This is a genomic window from Rhizomicrobium electricum (assembly GCF_011762045.1).
GTDB classification, from domain to species: Bacteria; Pseudomonadota; Alphaproteobacteria; order Micropepsales; family Micropepsaceae; genus Rhizomicrobium; species Rhizomicrobium electricum.
The window spans coordinates 437668-464621 of sequence record NZ_JAASQS010000004.1; the positions used below are offsets into that span (position 1 = coordinate 437668).

Genomic DNA, 26954 nt, shown 5'->3' on the forward strand with positions numbered 1-26954 from the left:
AGGAGCGATGTGCGCCCTTGCCGCGATCCGGCTGCCATTTCTCCGGCCCTATGCTTTTCACCTGTAAGGTGAAATAGCAGACCTCCTGCTAAGTAAGCTTTAAAACCAGAGCGCGCGGTACCGGCCGTGGCACACGTTAACATTCCCGTTAACACCGGTTACTAAAGCTTTGCTGCCGCCGCGCTCGAACGCCGGTCTCAAACGAAAAGCGCCGCCCTTGCGGACGGCGCTTCGCGCACGCGATAGGTATTTGCGGTCAGGCCTTGGCCGGAGCCGGGAAGCCGCGATCGCGCATCAAGGCATCGACCGTCGCATCGCGGCCGCGGAACTTGCGATAGGCATCCGCCGCCTCGACCGTGTTGCCGACCGAGATGATGTCGTCGTGCAGCTTCTTGCACAGCGCCGCATCGTAGAAGCCGCCCGGCGCCTCTTCGAAATACTCCGCCGCATCGGCCACCAGCACTTCGGCCCAGATGTAGTTGAAGTAGCCGGCGGCATAGCCTTCGCCGCCGAAGATGTGCCCGAAGTGGGGCAGGCGGTGGCGCATGACGATTTCGCTCGGCATGCCGATTTCGGCGAGCGTCGTCTTTTCGAACGTTGCCGCGTCGATCGGGGTGGCGCCCGCCAGGTGGATCTTCATGTCGAGGATCGCCGAGGCGAGATATTCCACGGTCGAGAAGCCCTGGTTGAAGGTCTTCGACTTCTTGATCTTGGCGACCAGTTCCGCCGGCATCGGCTTGCCGGTTTCGTAGTGCACCGCAAAGCGCGACAGCACTTCGTTGGTCGGCAGCCAATGCTCGTTGAGCTGGCTGGGGAACTCGACGAAGTCGCGCACCACGCTGGTGCCGGCGAGCGAGGGATAGGTGACGTTCGAATTCATGCCGTGCAGGGCGTGGCCGAATTCATGGAACATGGTCGTGGCGTCGTCCCACGAGATCAGCACCGGCTTGCCTTCGCCGGCCGGTACGAAGTTGCAGTTGTTGGAGACGATCGGCGTGATCGGCGTCTTGAAGCGTTCCTGGGTGCGGTATTCGTTCATCCAGGCGCCCGAGCTCTTGCCGGCGCGGGCATAGGGATCGAAGTACCACAGCGACACATGCTTGCCGTCGCGGGTGACGTCGAAGATGCGGATGTCCTTGTGCACCGTCGGCAGGCCATGGACTTCGGTGAAGGCAAGGCCGTGCACCTTGCCCGCCGCCCAGAACATGCCTTCGCGGATCTTGTCGAGCTGCAGGTACGGCTTCATCACGCTCTCGTCGAGATCGTACTTCGCCTTGCGCACCTTCTCGGCATAGAAACGATAGTCCCACGGCGCGATCTTGATCTTGGCGCCTTCGGCGTCGGCGATCTTCTGCATGTCGGCGACTTCTTCGGCGACGCGCGCCACCGCCGGCTTCCACACCTTCATCAGAAGGTCCATCGCCGCGTCGGGGGTCTTCGCCATCTGATAGTCGCAGATCCAGTGCGCGAAGGTCGGATAGCCGAGCAGCTTGGCCTTCTCGGCGCGCAGGGCGCAGATCTTGGTGATGATCGCCTTGTTGTCGTGGGCGTCGTTGTTGTCGCCGCGGCTCGTCCACATGCGGAAGGCTTTTTCGCGCAGGTCCCGCTTGGTCGAATAGGTGAGCAGCGGTTCGATCGCCGAACGCGTGTTGGCGAAGACGTACTTGCCTTCGTACTGCTTGTCTTTGGCCGCCTTCTCTTTGGCCGCTTCCGCCGCCGCCGACACCAGCCAGTCCGGCAGGCCGTCGAGGTCCTTCTTTTCGACCGTCAGCCACACGGTTTCTTCGTCGAGCAATTCGTTCTGATTGAACTGCGTGTAGAGCTTGGCGAGGTCCTGGTTGATCTCGGCCATCCGCTTCTTGCCGGCCGGATCCAGCGCCGCGCCTTCGCGCACGAAGCGGCGATAGGTGACCCAGACGAGGCGCTGCTGCTCCGGCGTCAGGCCGCTCGACTCGCGCTTGTCGTAGACCGCCTTGGTGCGGGCGAACAGTTTTTCATTCTGCACCACCTCATCGCCGAAAGCGGCGTAGATCGGCATCAACTCCTTCTCGATCTCCTTCATGACGTCGTCGTTCATGGTGGAGGTATAGATGTTGAAGATCGAGGCGCCGCGGCCGAGCGGACGGCCGGCATCTTCCATTGCGGCAATGGTGTTGGCGAAGGTCGGCGCAGCCTTGTTGCCGGCAATTTTCTCGATTTCTGCACGGTTGAGCGCGATCGCATGTTTCAAGGCCGGGCTGAATTCGTCGACTTTGACCTTGCGGAAATCCGGCACGCCGCCGTAAGGCCCGGTCCACGGATCGAGCAGCGGATACTTCGGTTCGGCTGCCATCACGGGCCCCATCGCGGATATTGCGGTTGCTGCGGCCGAAGCTAGCAGAAATTGGCGTCTTTGCATGGATTCACGACCCTCGAACGGTTGGCTGGCGTGGAAAATTGATTGATGTCAATTCTCGCACTGTTACGGGTTCCCGCTCAAATCACGCACACGCGAGTACCCGCGTCAGGATGTCATAGGTAAAGTGGCATTGAAAATACCTGTCCTGATCTGTCCTCCGCTATGATGACGGCAAGCCGCGGGTCATATGCGGCAGTTGGGAGAAATGCCGTGCGCCTTACTCTGCACACAGATTATGCGCTTCGCATGTTGATGCTGCTGGCGCTCGAACCGGAAGAGCTTCACACCATCGCCAGTGTTGCGCAGCGTTATCGGATTTCGCGCAATCACCTGATGAAGGTGGCGCAGACGTTGATCCAGGCGGGTTTCGTCGCGTCCGTTCGCGGCCGTCACGGCGGCCTGAAGCTGGGAATGGACCCAGCTGCGATCAAGATCGGCGCGGTGGTTCGCGCCACCGAAGACGGTTTTGCCATGGTCGAGTGTTTCGACCGCCGCCGCAACACCTGCGTGGTGACGCCGGCCTGCGGTCTCAGGAAGCCGCTCGACGAGGCGGTCCAGGCCTTCCTCGAGGTGCTCGACCGGACCTCGCTCGCCGACGTCTCCCAGGCTCCCGGCAAGGCGACGCGGATGCGCCGGCTCTTGGCCGAAGGCGCGGCGGCCGCTCTCTGAGGTTGATTCCGTACGATTGGGGCCTTCCGGCTCGCTTCACGTTTCACAAATCGGGGCGGGTGGAATAAACAGGACCCCGAGCCGACGGCTCACGATTCCGGACGAGGGGTCCGGAACCGCACTTCAGCTTTGAAGGCCAGGATGGCCCGCACCACCGAACCGCTCGATTCCAAGAAGCCGTCGTCGCGCAAACAGCGCGGCGCCACGACCATTCTCGATGTCGCCCGCCGGGCTGGCGTTTCGCCGATGACCGTCAGCCGTGTGGTTAACGGCGAGAAGAATGTGCGCCCCGCCACGCGCGCCGCCGTTCTGGCCGCCGTCAAGGCGCTGAGCTACTCGCCCAATCCGGCCGCCCGTTCGCTGGCCGGCGCGGAAGCGGCCAGGATCGGCCTCATCTATTCCAATCCGTCGGCCGCCTATCTCACCGAATTCCTGGTCGGCGCGCTCGACGAAGCCAGCCGCACCTCGGTGCAGATCATGCTCGAGAAATGCGAGGCGACCAGCGCCGGCGAACGCGGCGCGGTCCGCAAACTGCTGGCAAGCGGAGCTGCGGGCGTGATCCTGCCGCCGCCTCTGTGCGAAAGCCACGACGTCCTCGACGAGCTCAAAATCACCGGTCTTCCGACCGTTGCGGTCGCCACCGGCCGGTTCGGCAAGGAAGCGAGCTGCGTGCGCATCAACGATTATGCGGCGGCGCGCGAAATGACCAATTACCTGCTCGGGCTGGGCCATCGCCGCATCGGCTTCATCAAGGGCCATCCCAACCAGACCGCATCGATCGAACGCGAGAAGGGCTTCCTCAGCGCGCTCGCCGAGGCCGGCATCAAGCACGATCCGGTGCTGATGGTGCAGGGCTATTTCAGCTACCGTTCGGGGCTCGACGCCGCCGAGACGCTGCTCACCCTGAAGCAGTTCCCGACCGCCATCTTCGCCGCCAACGACGACATGGCCGCGGCCGCGGTATCGGTCGCCCACCGCAAGGGGCTCGACGTGCCGCGCGATCTGTCGGTGGTCGGTTTCGACGACACGTCCATCGCGACCAACATCTGGCCGGAACTCACCACCATCCGCCAGCCGATCACCGCCATGGCCGAGATTGCACTCGATCTCATCGTCCAGGCGATCCGCACCCACAAGCGCAACGGCGAGGCCAAGTCGGTTGACCACCTCGTCACCTATTCGCTCATCAAGCGCGGATCGGCGGCGCCGCCCAATCTTCCCAAGACTCAGCCCAAGCCGGCGGCCGAATAAGTACCTGCGGTTGCGCGGTAACCAAGCGCTTGCGCGCATCTATCGCGGCGGCGGACCCGCCCGCCGGCTCCCTGATCGTTGACGGGGTTATGACAGCGCTTCCATACTACTAAAGTCCTGGACACATTGCCGCCCGCTAGCTGGTAACGCTATCAATATATCGGCTCCGGAAGATACGGTATGGAGACAGGATTGGCAGGCCGCCAAGAGCCTGTGCGCACCAGAACGCGAGCCCGCTCGCTGGGAGAAAACTGAATGGCCAAAGTAAATTACGGGCTGATTACGGGTTTGACGGTAGCCGCCACGCTGGGCGGTCTGTTGTTCGGTTATGACACCGCGGTGATCTCCGGTGCTACCGACGCGATCAAAGAGAATTTCGTCAAGCCGTGGCACCTGAGCGAGGGCTGGGAAAATCTGGTTTGGGGTTTCGCCGTTTCGTGTGCGCTTCTGGGCTGCGTGATCGGCGCGCTGATCGCCGGTCCGATTTCGACCCGCATCGGCCGCAAATGGGGCCTGTTGATCGCGGGCGTTCTGTTCTTCGTGTCGAGCGTCGGCGCCGGTTATCCGGAATTCTTCTGGAGCCTGTTCGGCGCCACCCACGAAAAGGCGCTGCCGGCCTTCATCATGTATCGCCTGATGGGCGGCACCGCGATCGGCATGGCGTCGATGCTGGCGCCGATGTACATCGGCGAAATGGCGCCGACCCACATCCGCGGCATGCTCCTGACCTTCGAGCAGATCGCCATCGTGGTCGGCATCAATCTCGTCTATTTCGTCAATTTCTGGATTCAGTCGGGCCGTACCCACGAATTCCTGATGCAGGACGGCTGGCGCTTCATGCTGGCGTCCGCCGCGATTCCGGCGACGCTGCTGATCTTCTTCATGCTGCTGGTGCCGGAGACGCCGCGCTTTCTGGTGCTGAAGGACCGCAACGCCGAGGCGCTCGCCCTTCTGAAGCGCCTGTTCGGCGACGGCGAAGCCGAGAAGACCCACGCCGAGATCAAGGCGACGCTGGTCGAGCACACCCGTCCGCTGCTCAGCTACGGCTGGATGGTGATTCTGGTCGGCATCGCGCTTTCGGTGTTCCAGCAGCTCGTCGGCATCAATGCGGTGCTCTATTTCGCGCCGCACATGTTCGAGAACATGGGCGCCAGCCAGAGCGACGCCTTCGAGATGTCGGCCTGGTTCGTCGGCGTGTCGATGACGCTGTTCACCCTGGTGGCGACCTTCACGGTCGAGAAGTTTGGCCGCAAGCCGCTGCTGTTCTGGGGCGCCGTCATCATGGCGGGCGCGATGCTCCTGCTCGGCTTCCTGTTCCATCTGCATCTGGTCAGCGCGACCGGCACGACCGGCGGTGCGGGCGGTTCGTCCTACATCGCGATCGCCGCCGTGGTGGTCTACATCATCGGCTTCTCCTTCTCCTGGGGTCCGATCGTGTGGGTGCTGCTGGCCGAGATCTATCCCAACTCGATCAAGGGCCAGGCCATGTCGATCGGCGTGGCGGCGCAGTGGATCGCCAACTTCGTGGTGTCGCAGACCTTCCCGATGATGGACGGTTCGTCTGCGCTCAATGCCGCGTTCAACCACGGCTTTGCTTATTGGCTTTACGGCGTGTGCGCAGTTGCGGCCGCCGTGTTTGTTTGGAAGTACGTGCCGGAGACCAAAGGCAAGAGCCTTGAGGAAATGGAGAACGTCTGGCACCTGCATCGCAAGGGTATGAACTGACTATGATCACTCTCGGACGGGGCAAATTCGAACTCGACATCGCCCCAGACTTCGGCGGAGCCATCACGCGTTTCGAGATGGCGGGCAAGCCCGTGATGCGTCCGGTGAAGCCGGGCGAAACCAACGTGCTCGAAATGTGCTCGTTTCCGCTGGTGCCGTACGCCAATCGCATCGCGGGCGGTATCTTCGATTTCGGCGGCCGGACCTATCGCCTGCCGCTGAATTTCGGAGAGCATCCGCATTCCCTGCACGGTCACGGCTGGCAGGCCCCGTGGAAGGTCGAGGTGCTGTCGCGCGACCGCCTCAGCCTCGTGTTCGAACATGCGGCGGATGCCTGGGACTGGGCCTACACGGCCGAGCAGGTGTTCACGATGACCGAAGACGGCATGGTGCTCGCGCTCACGCTGAAGAACCGCGCCGACAAGCCGATGCCCTATAGCCTCGGTGTGCATCCCTACTTCCCGCGCCGTCCCGGCTCGACGCTGAAAGCGTCCGTGAAGGGCATGTGGCTCGCCGACGAAACCATGTTGCCGACCGATCTCGTGGAGGCCGGCCGGCTGGTCGATCTCAACGCCGGCCAGGTTGTGTCGAAGGCGCCGTTTGTCGACAACACCTTTACCGGGTGGCAGGGGCCCGCGATCATCACCCAGCCCGAACTCGGGCTCGAGATCGCGCTGACGGCTTCGGACAACAGCGCGTTCCTGCATGCGTTCATGCCGGAAGGCGCCGACTTCTTCTGTGCCGAGCCGACGACTGCGATGCCCAACGCATTCAACCGCAGCGAATCGCCTGAGGTCACGGGAGCCAAAGTGCTGGCTCCTGGTGCCGCGGTTTCGCTCGAAATGCGTATTGCGGTGCGCGCACTGTAGTCGAACGAATGTGACTTGACAGAACGCCGGTCCTTTGTGGCCGGCGTTTTGCTTTTCGCGGCCGTGGTGGCGGATCGAATACCGGGTTTCCACAATGGCGGAAGCGCTTTATGGTCCGCCCGCCAACGATCCAGGAGAGACCGGCGCATGCGCGCGTACAAGACTAATACGGCACGCAAACTCCGCTACACCGCACTGATTGCGGGGGCCGTGACCCTGGCCGCGTGCTCGAACATGAGTTTCAAGGATCCGGCGTCCTGGATCGGTCTGTCCGATGCCGAGGCTTCGTCCCCGGCCGAGACCGCTGCGCCGCAGCCGGCCCCGGCTCCCGCACCGGCGGCCGTACCGGCATCCACGTCCACCGCGTCGGTGGCCGAGGCTTCGTTCCCCACTTCCACGGTCGTCCATCCCGAAATCTGGCCTTCCAATCCGCCGCCGCCCAAGAACGCGGCCATCGAGGCCGAGGTCTCCCGTCTCCTGGCGCAGATGACGCTGGAAGAGAAGATCGGCCAGATGCTGCAGCCCGACATCCGGAACGTCACGCCCGACGATGTGACCCGTTATCACCTCGGCTCGGTGCTGAATGGCGGCAGCGCGGGCCCGTACGGAAATCTGCGCGCGCCCGCGCCCGATTGGCTCCGGGCCGCCGACGAATACTACGATGCCTCGATGCGGACCCGGCTGCGTATTCCGGTCATGTGGGGCATCGATGCGGTGCACGGCCACGGCCACATCATCGGGGCTACGATTTTCCCGCACAATATCGGCCTCGGTGCGATGCGCGATCCCGATCTGGTGCGCCGCCTCGGCGAGATCGCCGCGCAGGAAATCCGCGTCACCGGCCAGGACTGGACGTTTGCGCCGACCATTGCCGTGATCCGCGACGACCGCTGGGGCCGCTCCTATGAAGGGTTCGGCGAAGAGCCGCGGCTGGTGTCCGCGAACGCAGTCGCCATGGTCGAAGGTTTGCAGGGCAAGCCGGGTAGTGCCGATTACCTCAAGAACGGGCACGTGCTCGCGTCGATCAAGCATTTCATCGGCGACGGTGCCACCGACGACGGCGTCAATGCCGGCAACATGACCTACTCCGAGCCGGCGGTTCGCGATCTCTTCGGTGCGCCCTATCTTGCTGCCATCAAGGCGGGCGCCAAGAACGTGATGGTGTCCTATTCCGGCTGGCGCGGCCTCAAGATGCACGGCCAGAAGGGCCTCGTCAGCGACGTCCTGGTCGGACGTCTCGGCTTCGACGGTTTCGTCATCAGCGATTATCACGGCATCGCCGATGTGCCCGGTTGCACGCGTTCGAATTGTCCGCAGGCGGTCAATGCCGGCATCGACATGATCATGACGGCCGACGACTGGAAGGCGCTCTACGGCAATCTCATCAATCAGGCGAGTTCCGGCCAAATTCCGATGGCGCGCATCGATGAAGCGGTGCGCCGTATCCTGCGCGTCAAATTCGAATCCGGACTGATGACGGCCGGCCGGCCGTCGCAGCGGGCGTATGCCGGGCATTACGAATTGCTCGGCTCGGCTGAGCATCGCGCCGTGGCGCGGCAGGCGGTGCGCGAGTCGGCCGTGCTGCTCAAGAACGACGGCGGTTTGCTGCCGCTTTCTCCGCGCAGCCATGTGTTGGTAGCCGGCGACGGCGCGCAGAACATGTCGAAGCAGACCGGCGGCTGGACCATTACTTGGCAAGGCACCGAGACGACGCGGGCCGACTTCCCGCACGGCACGACGGTCTATGAAGGCATCAAGGCCAACGTCGAAGCCGCCGGCGGCACCGCCGATTATTCGCTCGACGGCGCCTTCCGCGAACGCCCGGACGTCGCCATCGTCGTGTTCGGCGAAGACGCCTATGCCGAAGGCAAGGGCGATATCTCGACTCTCGAATACCAGCCGGGCACCAAGCGCGATCTGAAGCTGCTGCAGCGTCTGCAGTCGCAAGGGATTCCGGTGGTGGCTGTGTTCCTGTCGGGCCGTCCGCTCTACGTCACGCCCGAGATCAACGCCTCCAACGCCTTCGTCGCCGCGTTCTGGCCGGGCACCGAGGGCGAAGGCGTTGCCGACCTCCTGTTCTCTCATGCCGATGGTTCGGTCGCCTATGATTTCCGCGGACGGCTGTCCTTCTCCTGGCCGCGGTCGCCCGATCAGTACGCCAACAATGTCGGCACCGAACCGTATTTCCCGCTGTTCCCGTTCGGCTACGGACTGACCTACGGCGCGCCGCAGAACATCGGTCCGCTGGCAGTGGCGGTGCCGGCACGCCAGGCTGCTGCGATGCAGCCGGCCGCGGCCGTCCTGCCGGCCGGGACCACCGACCATGGCGTGCTCCTCGACAATGGTGCTCCGGCTTCCGGCTGGAACTTGTATGTCGGCGGCGAACGGGTCGTCACGCGGGCCTCGTCCAAGGCGACGCAAGCCGGATTAACGGCGTCGCGTTCGTCCTCGGGGGTCGACGTGACGTGGTCGACGCGCGTACCGGTGAGCTTCCATATCTCCGGGGCGCCGGCCGACTTCTCCGGCGAAGCCGACCGCGGTCTGGGTCTTGCGATGACGCTCAGGGTCGACCGGGCGCCGGAGTCGAATGTCGTGCTGGCGATGGGCTGCGGCCCGCTTTGCGGCGGCAAGCTCGATTTCACCGACACCCTGCGCGGGCTTGCTGGTCGTGGCTACACGACCTTGAACGTCCCGCTGGCCTGCCTGCGCGGGGCAGGTGCCGATCTCTCCAGCGTGCCGACCGGCTTTGCCCTGACGGCGACCAAGGGGCTCGATGTCTCGATCCAGTCGGTTAAGATTTCCCGCGACGGCGAGGCCCTCAGTTGTGCCCAGGTTCCGCCGGTCACCGCGGCGGCGGCCATGACGGGGCCGGGGCATGCGGCGTCGGCCGATCCCGGCGCGCCCAAGTCGAAATACGCCCACGGCTCCAAGAAAAAGAAGAAGACCGGCGTCACCTCGAGCAAGAAGAGCGCGGTCCATAGCGATCGTAAATCGTCCCGCAAGCGCCATCACTGAAGCGGCCGGCGGCTTAGTTGCCGCCGGTCACGCGCTTGTGAAGCTTTGGGTCCGATACGGTTCTGGCTTCTTCACCTTCTGCGAGTGAAGATTTCCCAACGCGAACGTGGTGTTGGGTGGTAAAATCCGCATACGTTCGAAATCGACGGAGTGCTGGAGCAGCTGGGCCTAGACACAGTTTGGACATAACGGCTCACGACAATCGCGTCTGCCAGCACGGATCGGAGGGCGAAGATGCGTGCAGAGACTGAAGCCACAAGGCTGTCGCGCAGGCGTTTCGTTGCTACCGGAGCAGCCGGAGCCGCATTGACCCAGATGGGCTGGGCGCAGACGATCGCGCCGCCTCAGCCCGGTGTACCCGTCGACGATGCGGCGCGGATTGCCGCCGGCAACGATGCCGACGAGCACATGACCATTCCGGTGATGATCAACGGCCATGGGCCGTTCCGTTTCGTGATCGACACTGGTGCCGACCGTTCGGTGATCGCCGAGGACCTTGCGGTCTCGCTCGGGCTGGTGCGCGGGACCGAGGTATCGGTCCAGGGCGTGGTGCGGACGTTCTCGACCAGGGTCGTACCGGTCGCCAATCTCACTTTCGGCACTCTCACCCGGCGCAATCTGATGATGCCGATGTTGCCGCGGAACTATATGGGGGCCGACGGCTATCTCGGCCTCGATGCCGTGGACGGCTCGCGTGTGACCCTCGATTTCGCCAACCGCGCCCTCAGAGTGTCCACGTCGCGCTCGCAGACCGCGTTCCAGGTGCGGCGTCCGACGGAAGCCTATGTGCCGGTGCGCGGCACCATGGGGCATCTGCGGTCGCTGAACTGCCGTGTCGACGGCGTCAGCACGACCTGCTTCCTCGACTCCGGAGCGCAGATTTCGGTCGGCAATTCCATGCTGCTTCGGGAATTGCTCGAGGAAAACCCCAAGATGCGCACGGTCGGCGTGCTGCCGATCACCGGCATCACCGGCGGCGTCATCATGGGCTCGGTTGTCCGCGTCGACCATATCCGGCTGCATTCGGTGAGCTTCACCGATGCGGTGGTGGCGATCGCCGACATGGCAATCTTCGACGTCTGGGGCCTGTCGAACCAGCCGGCGCTGCTGATCGGGATGAACTTCCTGCGCCAGTTCGCGCAGGTTTCGATCGACTACGGCATGAAGGAAATCCGCTTCGATCTCGCGTCCATGCTGCTGGCGAAAAACGTTTGAGCCGTGCCGGCAGGCGCTTCCGCGCCTACCACAAGTACCAGTAGAGCCCGGCCAGGATTACGGCAATCGCACCGGCGGCGATGTTGTAGCCGTGCGACGTGCTGTAATCGATGCCGGAAAGATCGATCGCCGTTTCGCGTTTCGGTTTGGTGGCGAGCGATCCGCCGACCGCGAGCGTGAGGCAGATCAGGAACACGTGCCCCATGCGGATCATGAACGGCATCTGGGGCAGGAACAGCGCGTAGGCCGTGGAGGCGATCACGGTGCCCGCGGCGGCAAGCAGCGCACCGGTCTCGGTGGTGCGCGGCCAGAACATGCCGAGCACGAAGATCACGATCACGCCCGGCGTCAGGAAACCGGTGAATTCCTGGATGTACTGGAACGCCTGATCGGTGTGGCCGAGCAGCGGCGAGGCGACCGCCATGGCGACGATCAGCGCCCCGATGGCGCCGAACTTGCCGACGATGACGAGCAGGCGTCGCGTCGCGCCGGGGTAGACGACTTCGATGACGTCGTGCGTGAAGATCTTGGCGATCGACGACAGGCTTGAGCCGGTCGAGGCGATGATGGCTGCCACCAGCGCCACGAAGACGAAGCCGAGGAAGCCCGGCGGCAGCGTGGTCATCAGCCAGGGATAGGCGGTATCCGATGGGGCTATGCCCGGCAGCAGGAAGGCGGCGGCGATGCCTGGCAAGACCACCAGCGCCGGCATCAGCAGCTTCAGATAGGCGGCGAACACGACGCCCTTCTGCACTTCGCGGATCGAGCGCGCCGTCAGCGCGCGCTGTACGATGTACTGGTTGAAGCCCCAGTAGGAGAACTGGATCAGCCACATCGCGCCGCCGACCGTGACGATGCCGGGCAGGTATTTGTAGTAGGGATGTGACGGGTCGAGGATCATGTGGAAGTGGTCCGGCATCCGCGTCGCCATGGCGTGCAGGCCGCTGACGATGCCTTGCACGCCGCCCGGCGCGCCGATCGAGCCGGCGATCTTCTCGAGCGCAAACACCAGGATCACGATGCCGCCGAGCACCAGCATGCCGACCTGCACCACGTCGGTGAAATGCGTCGATTTGAGTCCGACATAGAGCGCGTAATTGCCCGCCACCAGGCCGAGCAGGATCACGCTCACCGTCATGTTGAGACCCGTCACGACGTGCACGGCGGTCGCGCCCAGCCACATCACGGCGGTCAAGTTGACGAAGGTGTAGAGCGCGAGCCACATCAGCGCCATCGTCACCTGCGTCTTCGGCCCGTACCTCAGGCGCAGGAATTGCGGCATGGTGGAAATCTGGTTCTTCAGGAACACCGGCAGGAAGTACTTGCCGATCACCACCATGGCGAAGGCGGCCAGCCATTCGTAACCGGCGATCGCGATGCCGATCGCATAGGCCGATCCCGACATGCCGATGATCTGCTCGGCGGAAATGTTCGCGGCGATCAGCGAAGCGCCGATGGCCCACCACGGCAGGGCGCGCCGGACCGGGGTGTCGTCGCCGTCTTCGTCGTCCCGCCGCTCGCCGCGCTGGAACAGGTGCGCGACCGCCAGCACCAGAACGGCGTAGATCAGGATGACGATGATATCCTTGAAACCTAGATGCATGGCAGTGTGCCCCCAGGCCGAGCCATGGTGTGTCCCCGAATCAGTCTACTGATGTTAACGCTATCCGCGCCCAAGCAACGGACGCGCGAGTGTGGCATGACAAATATTGTAAATGCCTCAACGCGCCTTGCGATTGCCGCGCGTCTTACTGAGACGTAAACAGCCCTGCCATGAACTACCGTCACGCCTTCCACGCCGGCAATTTTGCCGATGTCGTCAAGCACTTGGCGTTGATCGCCGGGCTCGGCCATCTTCGCCGCAAGGAGGCCGGCTTTGCGGTCGTCGACACCCATGGCGGCCGCGGCGCTTACGATCTTGCCGCAACCGAGGCTGCCCGCACCGGCGAGGCCGCGGAAGGGATCGGGCGCCTGACGGACGTAAAGGGCGGCCCGGCGGCGCTGACGACCTACCGCGAATTGGCGGGCGGAGCGGTCTATCCCGGCTCGCCGCTGATCGCCGCCAAACTGCTCAGGCCGCAGGACCGTCTGGTGGCGGTCGAAATGCATCCCGAAGATGCTGCCGCCCTGCGCCAGACGTTAAGGCCTTATGCCAAGGCGCGGGTGGAAGAGGGGGACGGTTACAAACGTCTTGTCGCTTTGGTCCCGCCGCCCGAACGCCGTGGCCTTATCCTGATCGATCCGCCCTACGAAGCGCCCGACGAATTCCGTTTTGCCGCGCAGGCGGTGGCGGCGGCTTATCGCCGGTTCGCGACCGGCATTTATCTCGTCTGGTTTCCGATCAAGTCGGCCTCCGAGGCCAACAGCTTCTGCGGCGAGGTTCTCGCTTGCGGCGCCGCCAAAGTGCTCCGCATTGATGTCGAGAAGCGCGGCGTGGCCGAGGGCAAACTCGCCGCCGCCGGTCTCGCGGTCATCAATCCGCCCTGGCAGTTCGACGACGAGATGCGCGCCGCGCTCGACATCGTGCTGCCTTGCCTCGACTGCCTCGCGCGCTTCGATTGGCTGGCGGGTAAGGATTAAGCGCCGCTACAGCGTCGCGAAAAAGCGTCCGTCGCGTCCTCCTGGCGAATTTCGCAAGGTCCCCGACTCTGTCGGATTCTTCATCGCGCGGCCGCACCGACCTCCATTTTGTCACTGGTTACACGAGCAACCGCTTCGCCATGTTGCGCATTGTACCGCCGGTTTTGGGAGCGGGCGTTCGCAAAGGAAAACGGTATGCCATCCAAGTTTCGTGCTGCCCTCGTTGCCGGAGCGATACTATTGGGCGCCGGCCCGATCGTGCTGATGCCGCAGCCTGCCGTCGCGCAGGAATACGTCAGCTTCGACTATTTCCACGGCCAGCTCGCCGGCTACGGCGCGTGGCTCTACAGCGACCGCTGGGGGATGGTGTGGCAGCCGGACGACGTGCCCCCCGATTTCCGGCCGTATTACACCGACGGCCATTGGGTCTACACCAGCGATTACGGCTGGATGTGGAATTCGGATTACGACTGGGGCGACATACCCTTCCATTACGGGCGCTGGGTCAACGATCCCGATGACGGCTGGCTCTGGATTCCGGGCTACACCTGGGCGCCGTCATGGGTCGTATGGCGCACCAACAACGAATACGTCGGCTGGATGCCGATGCCGCCGGATCCGGCTTTCATCGACGGCGCGGCTCTGTCCGTCGGTGGTGGCGGCGTGTCGATTTCGTTCGGCTGGAACAACGATCCTTATTACGGCTACCGCCGCTGGTACGGCGGCGATTACGACGACCGCCGCTTTGCCTCGAACTGGGTGTTCGTCGGCTACGGTCATGTCGCCGACCGCGATTACGGCCGCTATGCGGTGCGCGATCCGGGGCAGACGATCAACATCGTCCGCCAGACGACGACGGTCGTGAACTACACCGTCGTGAACAACTATGTCGTCAATAAAGGCATCGACGTGCATCGCGTCGAACAGGTGTCGCATCGTCCCGTCGCCGTGGTCACGGCGCGGCAGGCGATCCGGCGGCCCGACCTGATCGCGTCTATTGCCGCCGGTCAACGTGCCCAGGTCGCGGCGCGCGCGGTTGCGCCGCGCGGGCAGGGGATCGCGAACAGCGCGCCGCCGCCGCCGCCGCAAGTCGTGCAGCGTCTCTCGGCCCAGCCGCCGAAGGCGCGCGCCGGACGTCCGCCGACGCACTTGTTCGCAAAGTCCGAGGTCGGCAATCCCACCGTGGTCGCATCGCATTTCCACGGCAAACCCGCGGCGGTGCCGGATACCGCGCATCCCGCCGGCATGGGCGGCCCCGCGCCCGCGCATCCCGCGCCGCCGCCCGCCGATGCCGTTCATCGCGCCGATACTCCGCACAAGCCCGCCGACCTGCCGCAGACCTCGCATGGCGGTGCGCCGGATCGCATGATGATGCAGGCGCCGCAGTCCGAGATAAACCGCCCGCGTAGCGGCCCGGCAATGACACCGCCGGAAAATCACGTGCGCCCGCCGGTGTCCCGCTCCGAGGACGAGCCGCACGGCGCAGCGATGACGCCGCCCGAAAAGCGCGCGCCCCGTCCCGATATGGAGCGGCCGCGTAGCGGACCCGAGACGACGATGGCGCCGCCGCAGAGTCATATGCGTCCGCCCGTGACGCATCCCGAAATGGAACCTCGTGGTCCGGGCGCATCGGGCTATGGAAGAAGTCCGGGTGGCGAACCGAAAGGCGGTCCTGCCATGACCGCACGCCCGCCGCAGGGCGGGGTGACGCCCAACCGCGGACCGGCCGCCCGTAGCGCGCCCGCACCCCGCCAGGAGGAGGCCAAGCCGAGCCGCAACGAAGACAAGCGCAAACCCGACGAGGCTCCGCCGCACTGAGCTACGGCCTGAGCTTCTCAGGTCTCACGTGGCGAGGGCGTCCTCGGCCTTCACCGGAGCTGGCGGCAGGCGCACGCAGAAGCGTGTTCCGCCGCCGGGATTCGGTTCGGCAAAGATCTCGCCGCCGTGCGCCTCGATGATGGACTTGCTGATCGACAGACCGATCCCCATGCCGTGCTGCTTGGTGGTGACGAAGGGCTGGAACAGCGTGTCGAGGATCTCATCGGGAATGCCCCGGCCGGTATCGCCGACGACGATTTCGACCGCCTCGGCGTTTCGTCTGCTGGACAGGCTCAGAACCCGTTGGGGCATGTCGGCCATGGCATCCGCGGCGTTGTGCAAGAGATTGACCAGCACCTGTTCGATCTGCACCCGGTCGACGATGACGGGCGGCAGGTCGGTCGCGAGATCGTAGTGCGCTTCGACGCCGGCAGCCTTGGCCCCGATGAGCGCCAAAGCGGCCGCCTCGCGGATGATCGCATTGACGTCGTCGCGCTTTTTGTTGGTATCGCGTTTTTCGACGAAATTGCGCATGCGCTGGATGATGTCGCCGGCGCGCGTGGCTTGTTCGCAGGCTTTCGAGACCGCCTGGGAAGCTCCGATGCCGTCGCCCCGCTCGATCAGGCGTTTGGCGGCTGAGGCGTAATTCTGCATGGCGGCCAAGGGCTGGTTCAGCTCGTGGGCGATGCCGGCCGACACTTGTCCAAGCTCCTGGACCCGTCCGGCGTGGATGAGTTGTTCCTTGACCGCCGCGGCGCGCGCTTCCTGGGCCCGTCTTTCGCTGGTATCGCGTACGATAGCATAGATGGAACTAGGCTGGCCCGCATCGTCGCGGACCAGGATGGCACGCAGCTCGGCGGGAACGATCGTGCCGTTCTTGTGGTAGTATTCCGTTTCGTAGACATCGGAATAGCCGCGCACCATCACTTGGGTGGTGATGATCTCGTTCTCCGGGTCGTGCCGGTGCGGCGGGGTGAGGTCGCGATAGTTGAGCGTGAACAGCTCGGACGCGCTGTACCCCAGCATGTCGCAAAAGACGGTGTTGCAGTCGAGAAAGCTGCCGTCCATCGTGACTTGCACGAAGCCGTCGCGCAAAGACTCGTGCAGCAGGCGATAGCGCCCCTCCGATTGGCGCAGATCCGCGTCGCGGCGGTGGATCTCTGCTTCCCAGCGGCGCAGCATGGCGTACAGAAGTACTGAAGTGACCGCGATGAACAGCGTTCCTTTTCCGACCTCCAGGAAGGAGGAAAAGGTCGGCGGCTCGCGCATCTGGATCCACACCAGGACCGAGGACAGGATGATCCATGCCTCTCCGAAAACGGCATAGATGCAACTGATACGCCACGCGCCCCGGCTCTTCATGGCCGTACCTTTCGTTTTGAGGTCCCTTCCCACCATGGTACGCAACGCAGCGGATCTGCTTCACCATACCCTATGTAAGGAAAGGATGCAGCCCGGCCGGTCGCGTGGGCGGCCCGATGCGCGGGCGGACCGCCTTGAGGATGAACCGCGAGGTAGTGCACCCGTTCAGGTCGTGCCCGTGCGCCGGCGCCAACTCTTCGGCGTCCACTGAATAGTGGTGCTAACCAACGATCGGATGAGGAACGTGCGCCGGCCAACCGCAGCGCGATACCTAGCTGAGTGACGGCTTCTCTGTGGCTTCTCTCACGTCTTCGTCGTTGAGAAATTTGACGGCCTTCACCACGCGGAACGCGCTGAGGACCACCAGCAGCCAGATGAATACGGTCAGCGCATTCAGCCACCCGGATCCCACTCCGCCCATCAGCACGCCCAGGATACTTACGGCAGCGCAAAAGAGCAGAACACCGAATACCATGCTCGTCGCAGTCCGGGAGTGCTCAAAGCACGCGCGGGCGGCCGCAATCGAAAAAATCGTAACGAAGATTCCTACATAGATGCCGTCGAGCAGCAGCACCAAGGTGTTCACCGCCGCCAGCGCGATCCAGCCGATACCGCAATAGCGGACGATCCGGCGCGCCAATTGCGGCGTGTTGATAGGACCCAACCAAAAGCTCATTTCAGCAATGCCCCCCGTTGCGCCCTGGCAATATCGCATTGCGTCCTTGCACCGCAAACGACAAGACCTGGTCCACCGGAGCAAGCCGATCTCCGCCGCCCATCCCGCAGGCTTGAAAACGCGCCGCGGGCACCTACCTCAATGGAAGCTCTTTGATCGCGCCGGTTCGCACTGCGTCGCAGTCGCATTTGCACGCAGAGTTTAGAACGATTCGATTTCGATTCAGGACAGCCGGCGCTCGGTCTCCCCCAAAGAGGTGGCTGGCTGCGTTCCGGCAGCAAGGCGATCGTCCCGGATTTTCCGTGGCTTGACCCCGAAAACGGGGAATTGAATTCGTGTTTTCGCGGTTTCGGTTCATCGGCACCCCGTCCCAGGGTGTTGGCCGAAACCGCCAATCAAAGCTCAAGGCGCGGTAGGTTCGTTTTAGGAGGCATCCCAGATGTTGCGGCCGCCCGCCCGACGCGAATTGGTCGCAGCCGTCTGGGCCTGTCGAAGGGGGCAAGCGTCGGGCCGTGCTTGCACTTCCGGCCGGGGTTCAGTATTTCAGCGCCCTTGCCCCGGACAGGTGGCAGAGTGGTCGAATGCACCGCACTCGAAATGCGGCGTACGGGTAACCGTACCGGGGGTTCGAATCCCTCCCTGTCCGCCAGCCTACGCTGCGAAGCAGCGGGAGGCTGCCGCGCCGCCAGTTGGCGAAGGCGGGTTGGTTGCCGCTGAGCTTCGGCTGGCGCGCCAGACCAAGTCAGCTCTAAAGGTGCCCCATGGCCGACCTTCAAGCTCTCCACCAAGCGATCCTGACGGGTGACGCTGTTACCGCTAAAACGGTCACCGAAGCTGCCCTTAAGGAGGGTGCCGCTCCGCTCGCTCTGGTCCAGGACGTGATGATGCCGGCCATGGACGAGGTCGGAAAGAAATTCGAGGCCAACGAGTATTTCGTCCCCGAGCTTCTGCTGGCTGCCCGCGCCATGAAATCGAGCCTGGAACTGATCCGGCCGTTACTCGCCGCGGGCGGGGTCGAACCGGCCGGCAGGATCGCCATCGGCACGGTCAAAGGCGACCTGCACGACATCGGCAAGAATCTGGTCGCGGCCATGCTGGAAGGCGGCGGGTTCGAGGTGATCGACCTCGGCGTCAATGTCGATCCGCAGAAGTTTGTGCGGGCGGTGAAAGAGAAGGGCGCCGGGATCGTGGCGCTGTCGGCTCTGCTCACCACCACCATGCCGGCGATGAAGACGACCATCGAGGCGCTCGCCAAGGCCGGTGTGCGCGATCAGGTGAAGATCATGGTCGGCGGTGCGCCGGTGACCGAAGCCTACGCCAAAGAGATCGGCGCCGACGGGTACAGCCAGAACGCCGCCGGAGCGGTGCCGTTGGCGCGGTCGCTCTGATCGCTGGTTGGCTCAGTGGCCGGTGGATGACGGACCCGAATTTCTCTTGTCCACCGCATCGCGGTCGTGCCGGGAATGTTTTTCCCACTCCGAGGCCTTCAGACAGACCTCTCGATCGCCGAGGCGTGTGCCCGTCGGCGCACCGAGTTTCTTGCAGACAACGGGATCGCTTTCGGGTTGGGGCGCCGCTGCCGTAGTTGTCGGCGTGGTTGGCTCGGTATCGTCCGCAAAGCCTGGCGCCATCATGGCCGCCGCAAACACAACGCTAGCGAAGAACGCACGCATATTTCACTCCCCCCAGAATAGTGAAAGCGTCTCACTGTCAGACCGCGAGGTCAACCGGGAAAGGCCATTTCACTTGCGAACATATCTACAAATTCACCGTCCTCCGCAAGTGCGATAAACCCAATGCAGTCAGCGACGGCTTCGAAGTGGATGCTGTCGGCGAACAGCGCCCGCTTGGCGCCCTTGAGCGCGGTATTGCCGGCCGCGACGATGTGCTCCGCCGGCGCCTTGATGAGACCGATCCGGGCCGCCGCCGTACGGCTGATGGCATTGCCGAAAGCGCCCGCAAGATAGAGCGCATCGAGATCGGCCGGCGTGGCGTCGAACTTGGCGGTGAGGAGTTTCAGTCCTGCCGCGATGGCGCCTTTGGCGAGCTGGAGTTCGCGCACGTCGTGTGGGGTGAGCGCGACGCCGTCGGCCAGCATCCAGTCGTCGGCCATGCGTCCGCTCGGGGCAATGCGGCCGTTATCGAGGCCTGCTGCTACCGCATCGACCAGACCCGAACCGCAAAGCCCGCGTGCCGGTCCGCCACCGATGACATGGCACGTGCCATCCGCAGCGACTGCATCGATAGCGCCGGTGGCGGCCCGCATGCCGTGATGGATGCGTGCCCCTTCGAACGCCGGTCCGGCCGCCGTCGAGGTGCACAGCATGCGGCCGTTCTTGGCCACCACGACCTCGCCATTGGTGCCGAGATCGACCAGGGCGTTCAGGCCTCGCCGGTCTTTCAGTCCCGTCGCACGGACGCCCGCCAGCACGTCGCCGCCGACCAGTCCGCCGATGCACGGCAACACATCGACCGGCACGTCGACCGGCCAGCCAAGAACGGCACCGGTGAACCGTAGCGCCTCGGGATGCTCGGGCAGGAACGGGTGTGTCGCCAGCGGGGTGATATCGAGCCCGCCGAACAGGTGGTGCATGGCGGTGTTGCCCGCCACCACGATCCGGCTCAACGCCCGGCCAGCTGCCAGTTCGGTGATCATCGCGCCGATCTGGCTGCGGATCAGTCCGGTGAGTTCCGTCGCTCCGCCCGCCAAGGCGTAACTCGCCCGCGACAGCACATCGGCACCGTGCCGGGCCTGATCGTTGAGTGCCGTCCGCGTCGCCAGCACCTGTCCGCTGCGCAGGTCGAGTAGTTGCGCCGCGAGCGTGGTGGTGCCGAGATCGACCGCGATCCCGAACCCTTCGCGGGGAACGAAGGCGAACGCCTCCGCATCGCCGAGGACCGCCATCTCCCACTGCGCCAGTTCGAGGGTGGCGTCGGCCTCCGCCGCATGCCGGCACGCTAAGCGCCAGCCGTCGCGGAGTTCGGCAGCGGAGAAGGTGGCCCGATCCTCGGAGTTCTCCGCCATCGTGCCGGTGACGACCCGGACACGGCAGCCGCCGCAGCGCCCCTGTCCGCCGCAGGGAAACTCGACGCCCTCGCCGGACAATGCGTCGCGCAGGTGCGTTCCGGCCGCAACCTCGAGCCGCCGGTCGGAGCCCTGAAGGGTGATGGTGGTCATGCCGCCTCGATCAATCGCTCGCCGCTCGCCAGCCGGACCTGCTGCCCCGGCCGGACGGTCAGGAACTCTTCTTCCGGCCATGGTCCGCTCAGCAATCGGCACAGCCAGCCGGTATCGCCGTGCAGGCCATGGTACTCCAGCCCGCGCTTGGCGGCGATCGAACGGGCTTCGGATGCGAGCGCAGACGAGCCCTCGACGGGCGTGGTGACATAGGCGAGGCGCTTGTAGTGTTTGGTGAAGCCTTCCAGTTCCTGGATCAGATAGCGGGCTGCCTCATCGCCATAGCGCGCCGCCAGACGTTCGAAGCTGGCATTCGAATTTGGACCGAAGGTGAACTCTCCTGACTCGCCCGCCTCACGCGCCGCTTTCAACCATCCTGCGCTTTGGAAATAAGTGCCGGGTTCGCGGTCGAGTTCGTCGAGATAGCGCGCCGTCGATCCCAGCAGAAGCCCGATGCAATCGTGGGCTCGTGGCAGGACAAGCGGGATATCGCGTGCCGCAATGCCGATGATGCCGCGATTACACAGGCCGTATCCGACGGCGATGGTATCGCAGCCGGTTGTCGTATCGATGGCGGTCTGCAATGCTTCGCGCAGCGCCTCGGCCGAACGGCTGTGCAGCGCCATTTCCAGATAGTGGATCGAAATCCCGGCGCCGGTCTCCGCCGCAACCTGTTCGAGTTCGGGCCGCAGGCTCGGGCAGGCGATAACGCAGAGCTTTGGGCGCGCTGTCATGCCCGTGTCAGGGTTGCCTTCACTTTGGCAATGAACTCGGGCGAGGTGCCGCAACAGCCACCGATGAAACTCGCTCCGGCTGCGAGCACGGCCGGCACCTGGGCGGCGAAAGCGTCCGCCGTGGTCGCATATACGGTCTTGCCGTTCTCGATCCTGGGAAGTCCAGCGTTGGCCTTGATCCACACCGGCACGCTATGGCTGGCGGCTTTGAGCCGCCTGCAGATGGCGACGAAGCCGGCGATGCCCTGGCCGCAATTGGCGCCGATCACGTCGGCTCCGGCTTTGGCGAGCGCATCGGCCGCCTGCTCCGGCGTGGCACCCATCATGGTGCGGTCCAGATCCTTGCCGGAATCGAACACCATGCTTGCTACCACCGGCAAGCCGGTGGCCTTGGCGGCGGCGATCGCGAGGATCGCTTCCTGGATGTCCTGCATGGTTTCGATGACGATGCCGTCCGGCTTGGCGGCGGCAATCGCTTCGGCTTGCTCCGCAAAGCCGACCGCTAGATCGTCTTCCGTGACATCGCCGCTGAGGAGCAGCTTGCCGCTCGGCCCGATCGAGGCGAATACGAGTGCATCCTCGCCCGCCGCTTGCTTGGACAACGCCACCCCGGCCTTGTTGATCTCCTCCACCTTGTCGGCGGCGTCGGCCTCGGCGAGGCGGAAGCGGTTGGCGCCGAAGGTGTTGGTGAGAATGATCTGCGATCCTGCCGCGACATAGGCGGCCGCCACGGACTGGACGGCGTCGGGATGGGAGAGGTTCCATAGGTCGGGCACGTCGCCGGGCTGAAGACCGCGGGCCTGCAATTGTGTGCCCCACGCACCATCGGTGATGACGGGTGCCTGGCGGATGAGCTTGTCGATGACCGGGTGGGACATGGTCGCCCCCTCAAAATGGCGGGTTGAGTCTCAGCACGGCGTCCGGGACGGTTCAATGCACGCCATGTCGCAGCGGGACCGGTACCAATTCCTGTGAAACGGGCGTTTCCGGGGATTGTGCCGGGCGCTGGGCCGGATCATTGTCCGCTGGCTGACCGTCAGGAGGGGTGGAATATGCACGACAGGCATTGGGCGGAGCTCAAGGCGGCAATCGCAGGCAAAACGGGGGCGACGATGCCCGTCGGCTTCATCATCGATTGTCCGTGGCTGCCGAATTGGTACGGCGTCAATCTGATCGATTATTTCCAGAGCGACGACGTTTGGTTCGAAGCCAACAAGAAGGCGATCGAGACCTTCCCGGATATCATGTTTCTGCCCGGCTTCTGGAGCGAGTTCGGCATGTGCACCGAACCGAGCGCGTTCGGCGTCAAATGCCAGTTCCCGGAAAACGAGTTTCCGTTCGCCCAGAAGTGCATCCAGAGCGAGGACGACGTCGACAATCTCGAGGTTCCGAACGTCGAGACCGACGGTCTGTTGCCGTTCATGCTCAACCGCCTGACCCGCAACCGTTCGCGCATCGAGAAGATGGGCCACAAGATTCGCTTCTCGGTCAGCCGCGGGCCGCTCAATATCGCCAGCTTCCTGATGGGCACCACCGAGTTCCTGATGATGCTCGGCACCGATCCGGAGCGCACCCACCGCCTGCTCAAGCTGATCAAGGAATATCTGATCGCCTGGCATGTCCGCCAGCGCGAAGCGATCGACACTATCGACGGCATGCTGGTGCTCGACGATATCGTCGGCTTCATCTCCGAAGCCGACTACCTCGAGTTCGCCCATCCCTATCTGAAGGAGCTGTTCGATCAGCCGGTGTCGGTGAAGATGTTCCACAACGACGCCGATTTCCGGCAGTCGGTGAAGCATTATCCCGACCTCGGCGTGAACCTCTACAATCCCGGCATCCACATGACGATGGGCCAGATCCACGAGGCGACCGGCCACCGCATGACCATTCTCGGCAACATCCCGCCGCGCGACGTGCTCGCCGCGGGAACGCCCGACGATGTCCGTGCCGCGGTGAAGACCATGCTGGCCGAAGCCAAGGATCATTCCCGCATTCTGGCGTCGTGCGGCGGCGGCATGCCTCCGGGCGTCACCACCGAGAACATCCGCGCTTTCCTGGAAGCGGTCCGGTCGTAGACGTCAGTCGACGGTATCGTCTTCCTCGACCTTGAGGCGCCGCACGGTCAGACGGTCGATTTCGGCGCTCTTGAGGTGCAGGTGGCCGACGGCCATTTGCCCGACCACGAGCCGGGCGACCGCCAGCGCGCCGATCGAGACCGCACCCAGCACGGCTGCTCCGACCAGGGCAAAACCGATGGGCGAGAGCCCGATGGGAAGTGCCGCAACGGCACCAATTTTCTTGGGTTCTTTGTCCATAGTTATGGAATTGGTTTGACGCCGTCGTGTTCCACGATGACGCCGTAGGTCGTGCTTTTTCCGTCGCGAGCCGTCACGGCATAAAGCGACACCGCCTTGCCGGCCTGAAGCCAGCTCGGATCGCCCAGAACCCAGGTCGTCACCGGGGTAGCGGGCGTGACGAGGATTTCGGCCTCGCCGGTGCAGCCGCCTTTGCCCGGCGCCGGCGCATGGCCGCTGCAGATGCCGAGGGCGTTGGCGGCCGCGGCATGGAACGAGAGCTTCAGCGTGCCGCCTTTGCCTTTGACCGTCGTGGCCGCCTCGGTGACCGCGCCGTTGACGCGCGTCTGATCGGTCTTGTCGCCCGGATACTGGCCCTCGCCGAAGCCGCGCATCGGCTCGGGGAAGACGCGCACTTCCTTGGCCTTGAGCTTGCCGTCCTTGCCCGCCGCTGCGGTCAGAGCAACGAAATCGTTCTGCTTGATGGCGTTGAAGCTGCTCCGCTGGTTGGCGATCACCTTCGCGGTGGGTGCCAGCGTGATCGTGGCGGTCGCGCCTTTCACCGTCTTCACCGTCAACGTCGGAGCGGCGAAGGAGACGATGGTGCCGGTGATGCGCTCGGGCGCCGCCGCGGGCGTGGTCTCGGCAGCGGCCGGCAAAACATAAAGCGCGGCGAACAGCGCAGCAAAGACAAGACGCATCGTTTCCCCTCCGTCAAACTGGAGTCGGAAAAGTGCGCGCATCGCCCGGTTTGTGCAAGCTAGGGCTTCTTGAATTTCAGCACGAACTGGTCGGTGTGGCCGCGGATGGCCGGATCGAATACCGCCTTGGTGTGATCGTCGGCGGGATTGGCGAGCGCCGCGCTATCGCCGATGTAGACGAACCCCGCCGCCATCACTTCCGCCTTCACGGTGGCCGGATCGATCCGGTGCAAGGTGTTGGTGTCGCGAGCGCCCGAGCCCGGCGCGGCGGCATGGTCGAGCACGATGTAGAGCCCACCGTGCTTCAGCGCCGCGAACGCCGCCTTGTTGACCTGCGCGGTATCGGAGCCGCCGCCGTTCTTGAGGTCGTGATAGTTCTGCGACGTCCAGATCACGTTGAGCTTATCGGGCACCGTCAGCGCGTTGACGCTCGCCCGCACCACCGTGACATTGGGATACTCTTTCGCCACCGCATTCACGGCCGGCTCTTTGTCTTTGAGAAAGCCGTCGAACTCGGTCGGCTGATAGGCGTAGACGTGGCCTTTGGGACCGACCGCGGCGGCGAACAGGCGGGTGAAATATCCGCTGCCCGGAATCAAATCCATCACCTTCATGCCGGGCTTGAGCCCGATGAATTCGAGCATGTCGGCCGGCTTGCGGGCGGCATCGCGCGCGGTGTCGGCAGCGGGGCGGTGGCTGTCGGCGATCGCCGCGGAATAATCGGCGGCGACGGCCGGAGCGGCGAAGGCGAGAAGCAGGGCGATCACGAGGGCGCGCATTTTTTCTCTCCAATGTGCCTGCGAATTATGCACGCAAGCGTTCTGCTAAGCGAGACCGACGCAACGGCAGGCTGGCGTGCTGGACAGAGAGGCTTGCGTTCCGTCAAATGCGGTCTCCAGTTCACGGCGGGGTGGGATGAGCATTTTCACGCGGCTGAAGCCGATCGACAGCGTCCACGACAATCCCGGCGGCGAGCGCCTCAAGCCGACGCTGTCCTGGCCGCATCTGGTGGCGCTCGGCGTCGGCGGCATCGTCGGCACCGGTATCTACACCTTGATCGGGCAGGCGGCGGGGCTCGCCGGACCCGGCATGGTGATCTCCTTCCTCATCGCAGGCGTCGTTTCCGCCTGCGCCGCGCTCGCTTACGCCGAGATGGCGACGATGATGCCGGCGGCGGGCAGCGCCTATACCTATTCCTACGTCGTGATGGGCGAGCCGGTGGCCTGGTTCGTCGGCTGGAGCCTCATACTCGAATACACCGTCGTCTGTGCCGCGGTGGCGGTGGGCTGGTCGGCCTATGCCGGCGGCTTCATGGTGTGGCTCGATCTGCCGATCACCCCCGCTCTGCTCGCCGGACCCGAAGCGGGCGGCATCGTCAACCTGCCGGCCGTCGCCATTTCGCTCGCCGTTGCGGCTCTGTTGGCGGCGGGAACGCGCGAGAGCGCCACGGTCAATTTCGTGCTCGTCATCCTCAAGCTCGCCGCGCTCGCCGCCTTCATCGCGCTGGCGCTGCCGGCATTCGATGCCAAGCATTTCACGCCGTTCCTGCCTTACGGCATTTCTTCGCTGGGCGAGAACGGCATGAAACTCGGCGTCTTGCCCGCCGCCTCGCTGATCTTCTTCGCCTTCTACGGCTTCGACACCATCTCGACGGCGGCGGAGGAGGCCAAGCGTCCGGGCCGCGATCTCTCCATCGGCATCGTCGGCTCGATGCTCTTGTGCACGGCGATCTATATCGTGGTGGCGATTGCCGCCATCGGCGCCGTGCCCGCCGCGAGCTTTGCCACCAGTGCCGAGCCGCTCGCCTTGATCCTGCGCAATCTCGGCCGCGCCAGTTGGTCGGCGATGATCGGCGGTGCCGCGGTGCTGGCGTTTCCGACCGTCATCATGGTGTTCATGTACGGCCAGAGCCGCATCTTCTTCGTCATGGCGCGCGACCGGCTGTTGCCCGGCTCCCTCGCCAAGGTGAACGCAAAAACCGGCACGCCGATCGCCGTGACCTTGTTCACCGGCGTGGTGTCGGCCGTGATCGCAGGCCTCGCGCCGTTGAAGCTGATCGCCGAACTCGCCAACTCCGGCACGCTGTGCGCGTTCGTGGCGGTGTCGCTGGCGATGCTGATCTATCGCCGCCGCGATCCCAACCGCCCGCGCGTCTTCCGCACGCCGCTCGCCTGGCTGGTCGGGCCGCTGGCGATTTTGGGCTGCGCCTACCTCTTCTGGAACCTGCCGGCGCTGACCCAGCGCCTGTTCCTGATCTGGAACGCCATCGGGATCGTGGTCTACGCGGTGTACGGAGTGAAGAAGAGCCGCTTGGCGCAAGGCTGAGCTATTGGTGGATGGCGCAAATCCGAAAAACGCCAGCGCTTGATCTTTGATTTGCGGAATCCGGCGAAAGCCACACCCCCTCCCCCCCCCACCGGCGAGGTATCACGCGGAGACGCGGAGACGCGGAGTTGGTGGGCGTTC

Annotated in this window: 22 protein-coding genes and 1 tRNA gene; 12 read left to right on the forward strand and 11 right to left on the reverse strand. The window is 64.4% G+C overall.

Annotation, left to right across the window (positions count from 1 at the left end):
- Positions 1-256: 256 nt before the first annotated feature.
- A complete protein-coding gene (locus FHS84_RS10165) occupies positions 257-2332 on the reverse strand; it encodes a M3 family metallopeptidase (protein ID WP_208393788.1) in 2076 nt (691 codons plus the stop codon).
- Positions 2333-2608: 276 nt separating this feature from the next.
- Here FHS84_RS10165 and FHS84_RS10170 point away from each other — a divergent pair, with 276 nt between their 5' ends.
- The 6 genes from FHS84_RS10170 to FHS84_RS10195 all read left to right on the forward strand — a co-directional run bounded on the left by FHS84_RS10170 (position 2609) and on the right by FHS84_RS10195 (position 11142).
- Positions 2609-3067: an Rrf2 family transcriptional regulator gene (locus FHS84_RS10170; RefSeq protein ID WP_166933705.1), complete on the forward strand. Its 459-nt coding sequence runs from the start codon at positions 2609-2611 to the stop codon at positions 3065-3067.
- Between the two features lie 141 nt (positions 3068-3208).
- Complete coding sequence (locus FHS84_RS10175; protein ID WP_166933707.1) at positions 3209-4318, forward strand: LacI family DNA-binding transcriptional regulator; 1110 nt, start codon at positions 3209-3211, stop codon at positions 4316-4318.
- Between the two features lie 255 nt (positions 4319-4573).
- On the forward strand, positions 4574-6043 hold the full coding sequence (locus FHS84_RS10180; RefSeq protein WP_166933711.1) for a sugar porter family MFS transporter: 1470 nt from the start codon (positions 4574-4576) through the stop codon (positions 6041-6043).
- 2 nt (positions 6044-6045) lie between these two features.
- On the forward strand, positions 6046-6912 hold the full coding sequence (locus FHS84_RS10185) for an aldose 1-epimerase (protein WP_166933713.1): 867 nt from the start codon (positions 6046-6048) through the stop codon (positions 6910-6912).
- A gap of 147 nt (positions 6913-7059) precedes the next feature.
- The gene (locus FHS84_RS10190) at positions 7060-9927 is read left to right on the forward strand and encodes a glycoside hydrolase family 3 protein (RefSeq protein ID WP_166933715.1); all 2868 of its coding nucleotides are present in this window, start codon (positions 7060-7062) and stop codon (positions 9925-9927) included.
- A gap of 234 nt (positions 9928-10161) precedes the next feature.
- Positions 10162-11142 (forward strand): retroviral-like aspartic protease family protein, encoded by a 981-nt coding sequence (locus FHS84_RS10195; RefSeq protein ID WP_166933717.1) that lies wholly within the window; start codon positions 10162-10164, stop codon positions 11140-11142.
- Positions 11143-11167: 25 nt separating this feature from the next.
- On the opposite strand, the gene FHS84_RS10200 is transcribed toward FHS84_RS10195, so the two are convergent.
- Complete coding sequence (locus FHS84_RS10200; protein WP_166933719.1) at positions 11168-12745, reverse strand: sodium:solute symporter family transporter; 1578 nt, start codon at positions 12743-12745, stop codon at positions 11168-11170.
- 170 nt (positions 12746-12915) lie between these two features.
- On the opposite strand from FHS84_RS10200, the gene FHS84_RS10205 reads away from it, so the two are divergent.
- Positions 12916-13722, forward strand: coding sequence for a 23S rRNA (adenine(2030)-N(6))-methyltransferase RlmJ (locus FHS84_RS10205; protein ID WP_166933721.1), 807 nt, complete (start codon positions 12916-12918; stop codon positions 13720-13722).
- A gap of 195 nt (positions 13723-13917) precedes the next feature.
- Positions 13918-15540: a DUF6600 domain-containing protein gene (locus FHS84_RS10210; protein WP_166933723.1), complete on the forward strand. Its 1623-nt coding sequence runs from the start codon at positions 13918-13920 to the stop codon at positions 15538-15540.
- Between the two features lie 24 nt (positions 15541-15564).
- Here FHS84_RS10210 and FHS84_RS10215 read toward each other — a convergent pair whose 3' ends face one another.
- Both FHS84_RS10215 and FHS84_RS10220 read right to left on the reverse strand, forming a co-directional pair.
- A complete protein-coding gene (locus tag FHS84_RS10215; protein WP_166933725.1) occupies positions 15565-16902 on the reverse strand; it encodes a PAS domain-containing sensor histidine kinase in 1338 nt (445 codons plus the stop codon).
- 271 nt (positions 16903-17173) lie between these two features.
- On the reverse strand, positions 17174-17578 hold the full coding sequence (locus tag FHS84_RS10220; protein WP_166933728.1) for a hypothetical protein: 405 nt from the start codon (positions 17576-17578) through the stop codon (positions 17174-17176).
- 559 nt (positions 17579-18137) lie between these two features.
- Between FHS84_RS10220 and FHS84_RS10225 the strand changes: the two genes are divergently transcribed.
- Together FHS84_RS10225 and FHS84_RS10230 are read left to right on the forward strand one after the other, a co-directional pair.
- Positions 18138-18227 (forward strand) — tRNA-Ser (locus FHS84_RS10225).
- 112 nt (positions 18228-18339) lie between these two features.
- On the forward strand, positions 18340-18966 hold the full coding sequence (locus tag FHS84_RS10230) for a corrinoid protein (protein ID WP_166933730.1): 627 nt from the start codon (positions 18340-18342) through the stop codon (positions 18964-18966).
- A gap of 12 nt (positions 18967-18978) precedes the next feature.
- Here the strand turns inward: FHS84_RS10230 and FHS84_RS10235 are convergent, their stop codons facing one another.
- From FHS84_RS10235 to FHS84_RS10250, 4 genes are read right to left on the reverse strand one after another with little or no spacing between them, the layout of a single operon-like run.
- Positions 18979-19251 (reverse strand): hypothetical protein, encoded by a 273-nt coding sequence (locus tag FHS84_RS10235; RefSeq protein WP_166933732.1) that lies wholly within the window; start codon positions 19249-19251, stop codon positions 18979-18981.
- Positions 19252-19301: 50 nt separating this feature from the next.
- Entirely contained in the window at positions 19302-20756 is a 1455-nt protein-coding gene (locus FHS84_RS10240; RefSeq protein WP_166933743.1) for an ASKHA domain-containing protein, read from the reverse strand.
- Positions 20753-21490, reverse strand: coding sequence for a DUF1638 domain-containing protein (locus tag FHS84_RS10245; protein WP_166933746.1), 738 nt, complete (start codon positions 21488-21490; stop codon positions 20753-20755). The genes FHS84_RS10240 and FHS84_RS10245 overlap by 4 nt, the downstream gene beginning before the upstream one ends.
- Positions 21487-22368: a homocysteine S-methyltransferase family protein gene (locus tag FHS84_RS10250; protein ID WP_166933748.1), complete on the reverse strand. Its 882-nt coding sequence runs from the start codon at positions 22366-22368 to the stop codon at positions 21487-21489. Before FHS84_RS10250 ends, FHS84_RS10245 begins: the two co-directional genes overlap by 4 nt.
- Positions 22369-22542: 174 nt before the next feature.
- Between FHS84_RS10250 and FHS84_RS10255 the strand changes: the two genes are divergently transcribed.
- Entirely contained in the window at positions 22543-23568 is a 1026-nt protein-coding gene (locus tag FHS84_RS10255; protein WP_166933750.1) for a uroporphyrinogen decarboxylase family protein, read from the forward strand.
- A gap of 3 nt (positions 23569-23571) precedes the next feature.
- Here FHS84_RS10255 and FHS84_RS10260 read toward each other — a convergent pair whose 3' ends face one another.
- Genes FHS84_RS10260 through FHS84_RS10270 form a run of 3 tightly spaced genes read right to left on the reverse strand, consistent with a single transcriptional unit; the run spans position 23572 to position 25267 of the window.
- On the reverse strand, positions 23572-23808 hold the full coding sequence (locus FHS84_RS10260) for a hypothetical protein (RefSeq protein ID WP_208393789.1): 237 nt from the start codon (positions 23806-23808) through the stop codon (positions 23572-23574).
- Between the two features lie 2 nt (positions 23809-23810).
- Complete coding sequence (locus FHS84_RS10265; RefSeq protein ID WP_166933752.1) at positions 23811-24488, reverse strand: hypothetical protein; 678 nt, start codon at positions 24486-24488, stop codon at positions 23811-23813.
- Between the two features lie 59 nt (positions 24489-24547).
- The gene (locus tag FHS84_RS10270) at positions 24548-25267 is read right to left on the reverse strand and encodes a class I SAM-dependent methyltransferase (protein ID WP_166933754.1); all 720 of its coding nucleotides are present in this window, start codon (positions 25265-25267) and stop codon (positions 24548-24550) included.
- Positions 25268-25403: 136 nt separating this feature from the next.
- Here FHS84_RS10270 and FHS84_RS10275 point away from each other — a divergent pair, with 136 nt between their 5' ends.
- A complete protein-coding gene (locus tag FHS84_RS10275; protein WP_166933756.1) occupies positions 25404-26813 on the forward strand; it encodes an amino acid permease in 1410 nt (469 codons plus the stop codon).
- Positions 26814-26954 lie beyond the last annotated feature (141 nt).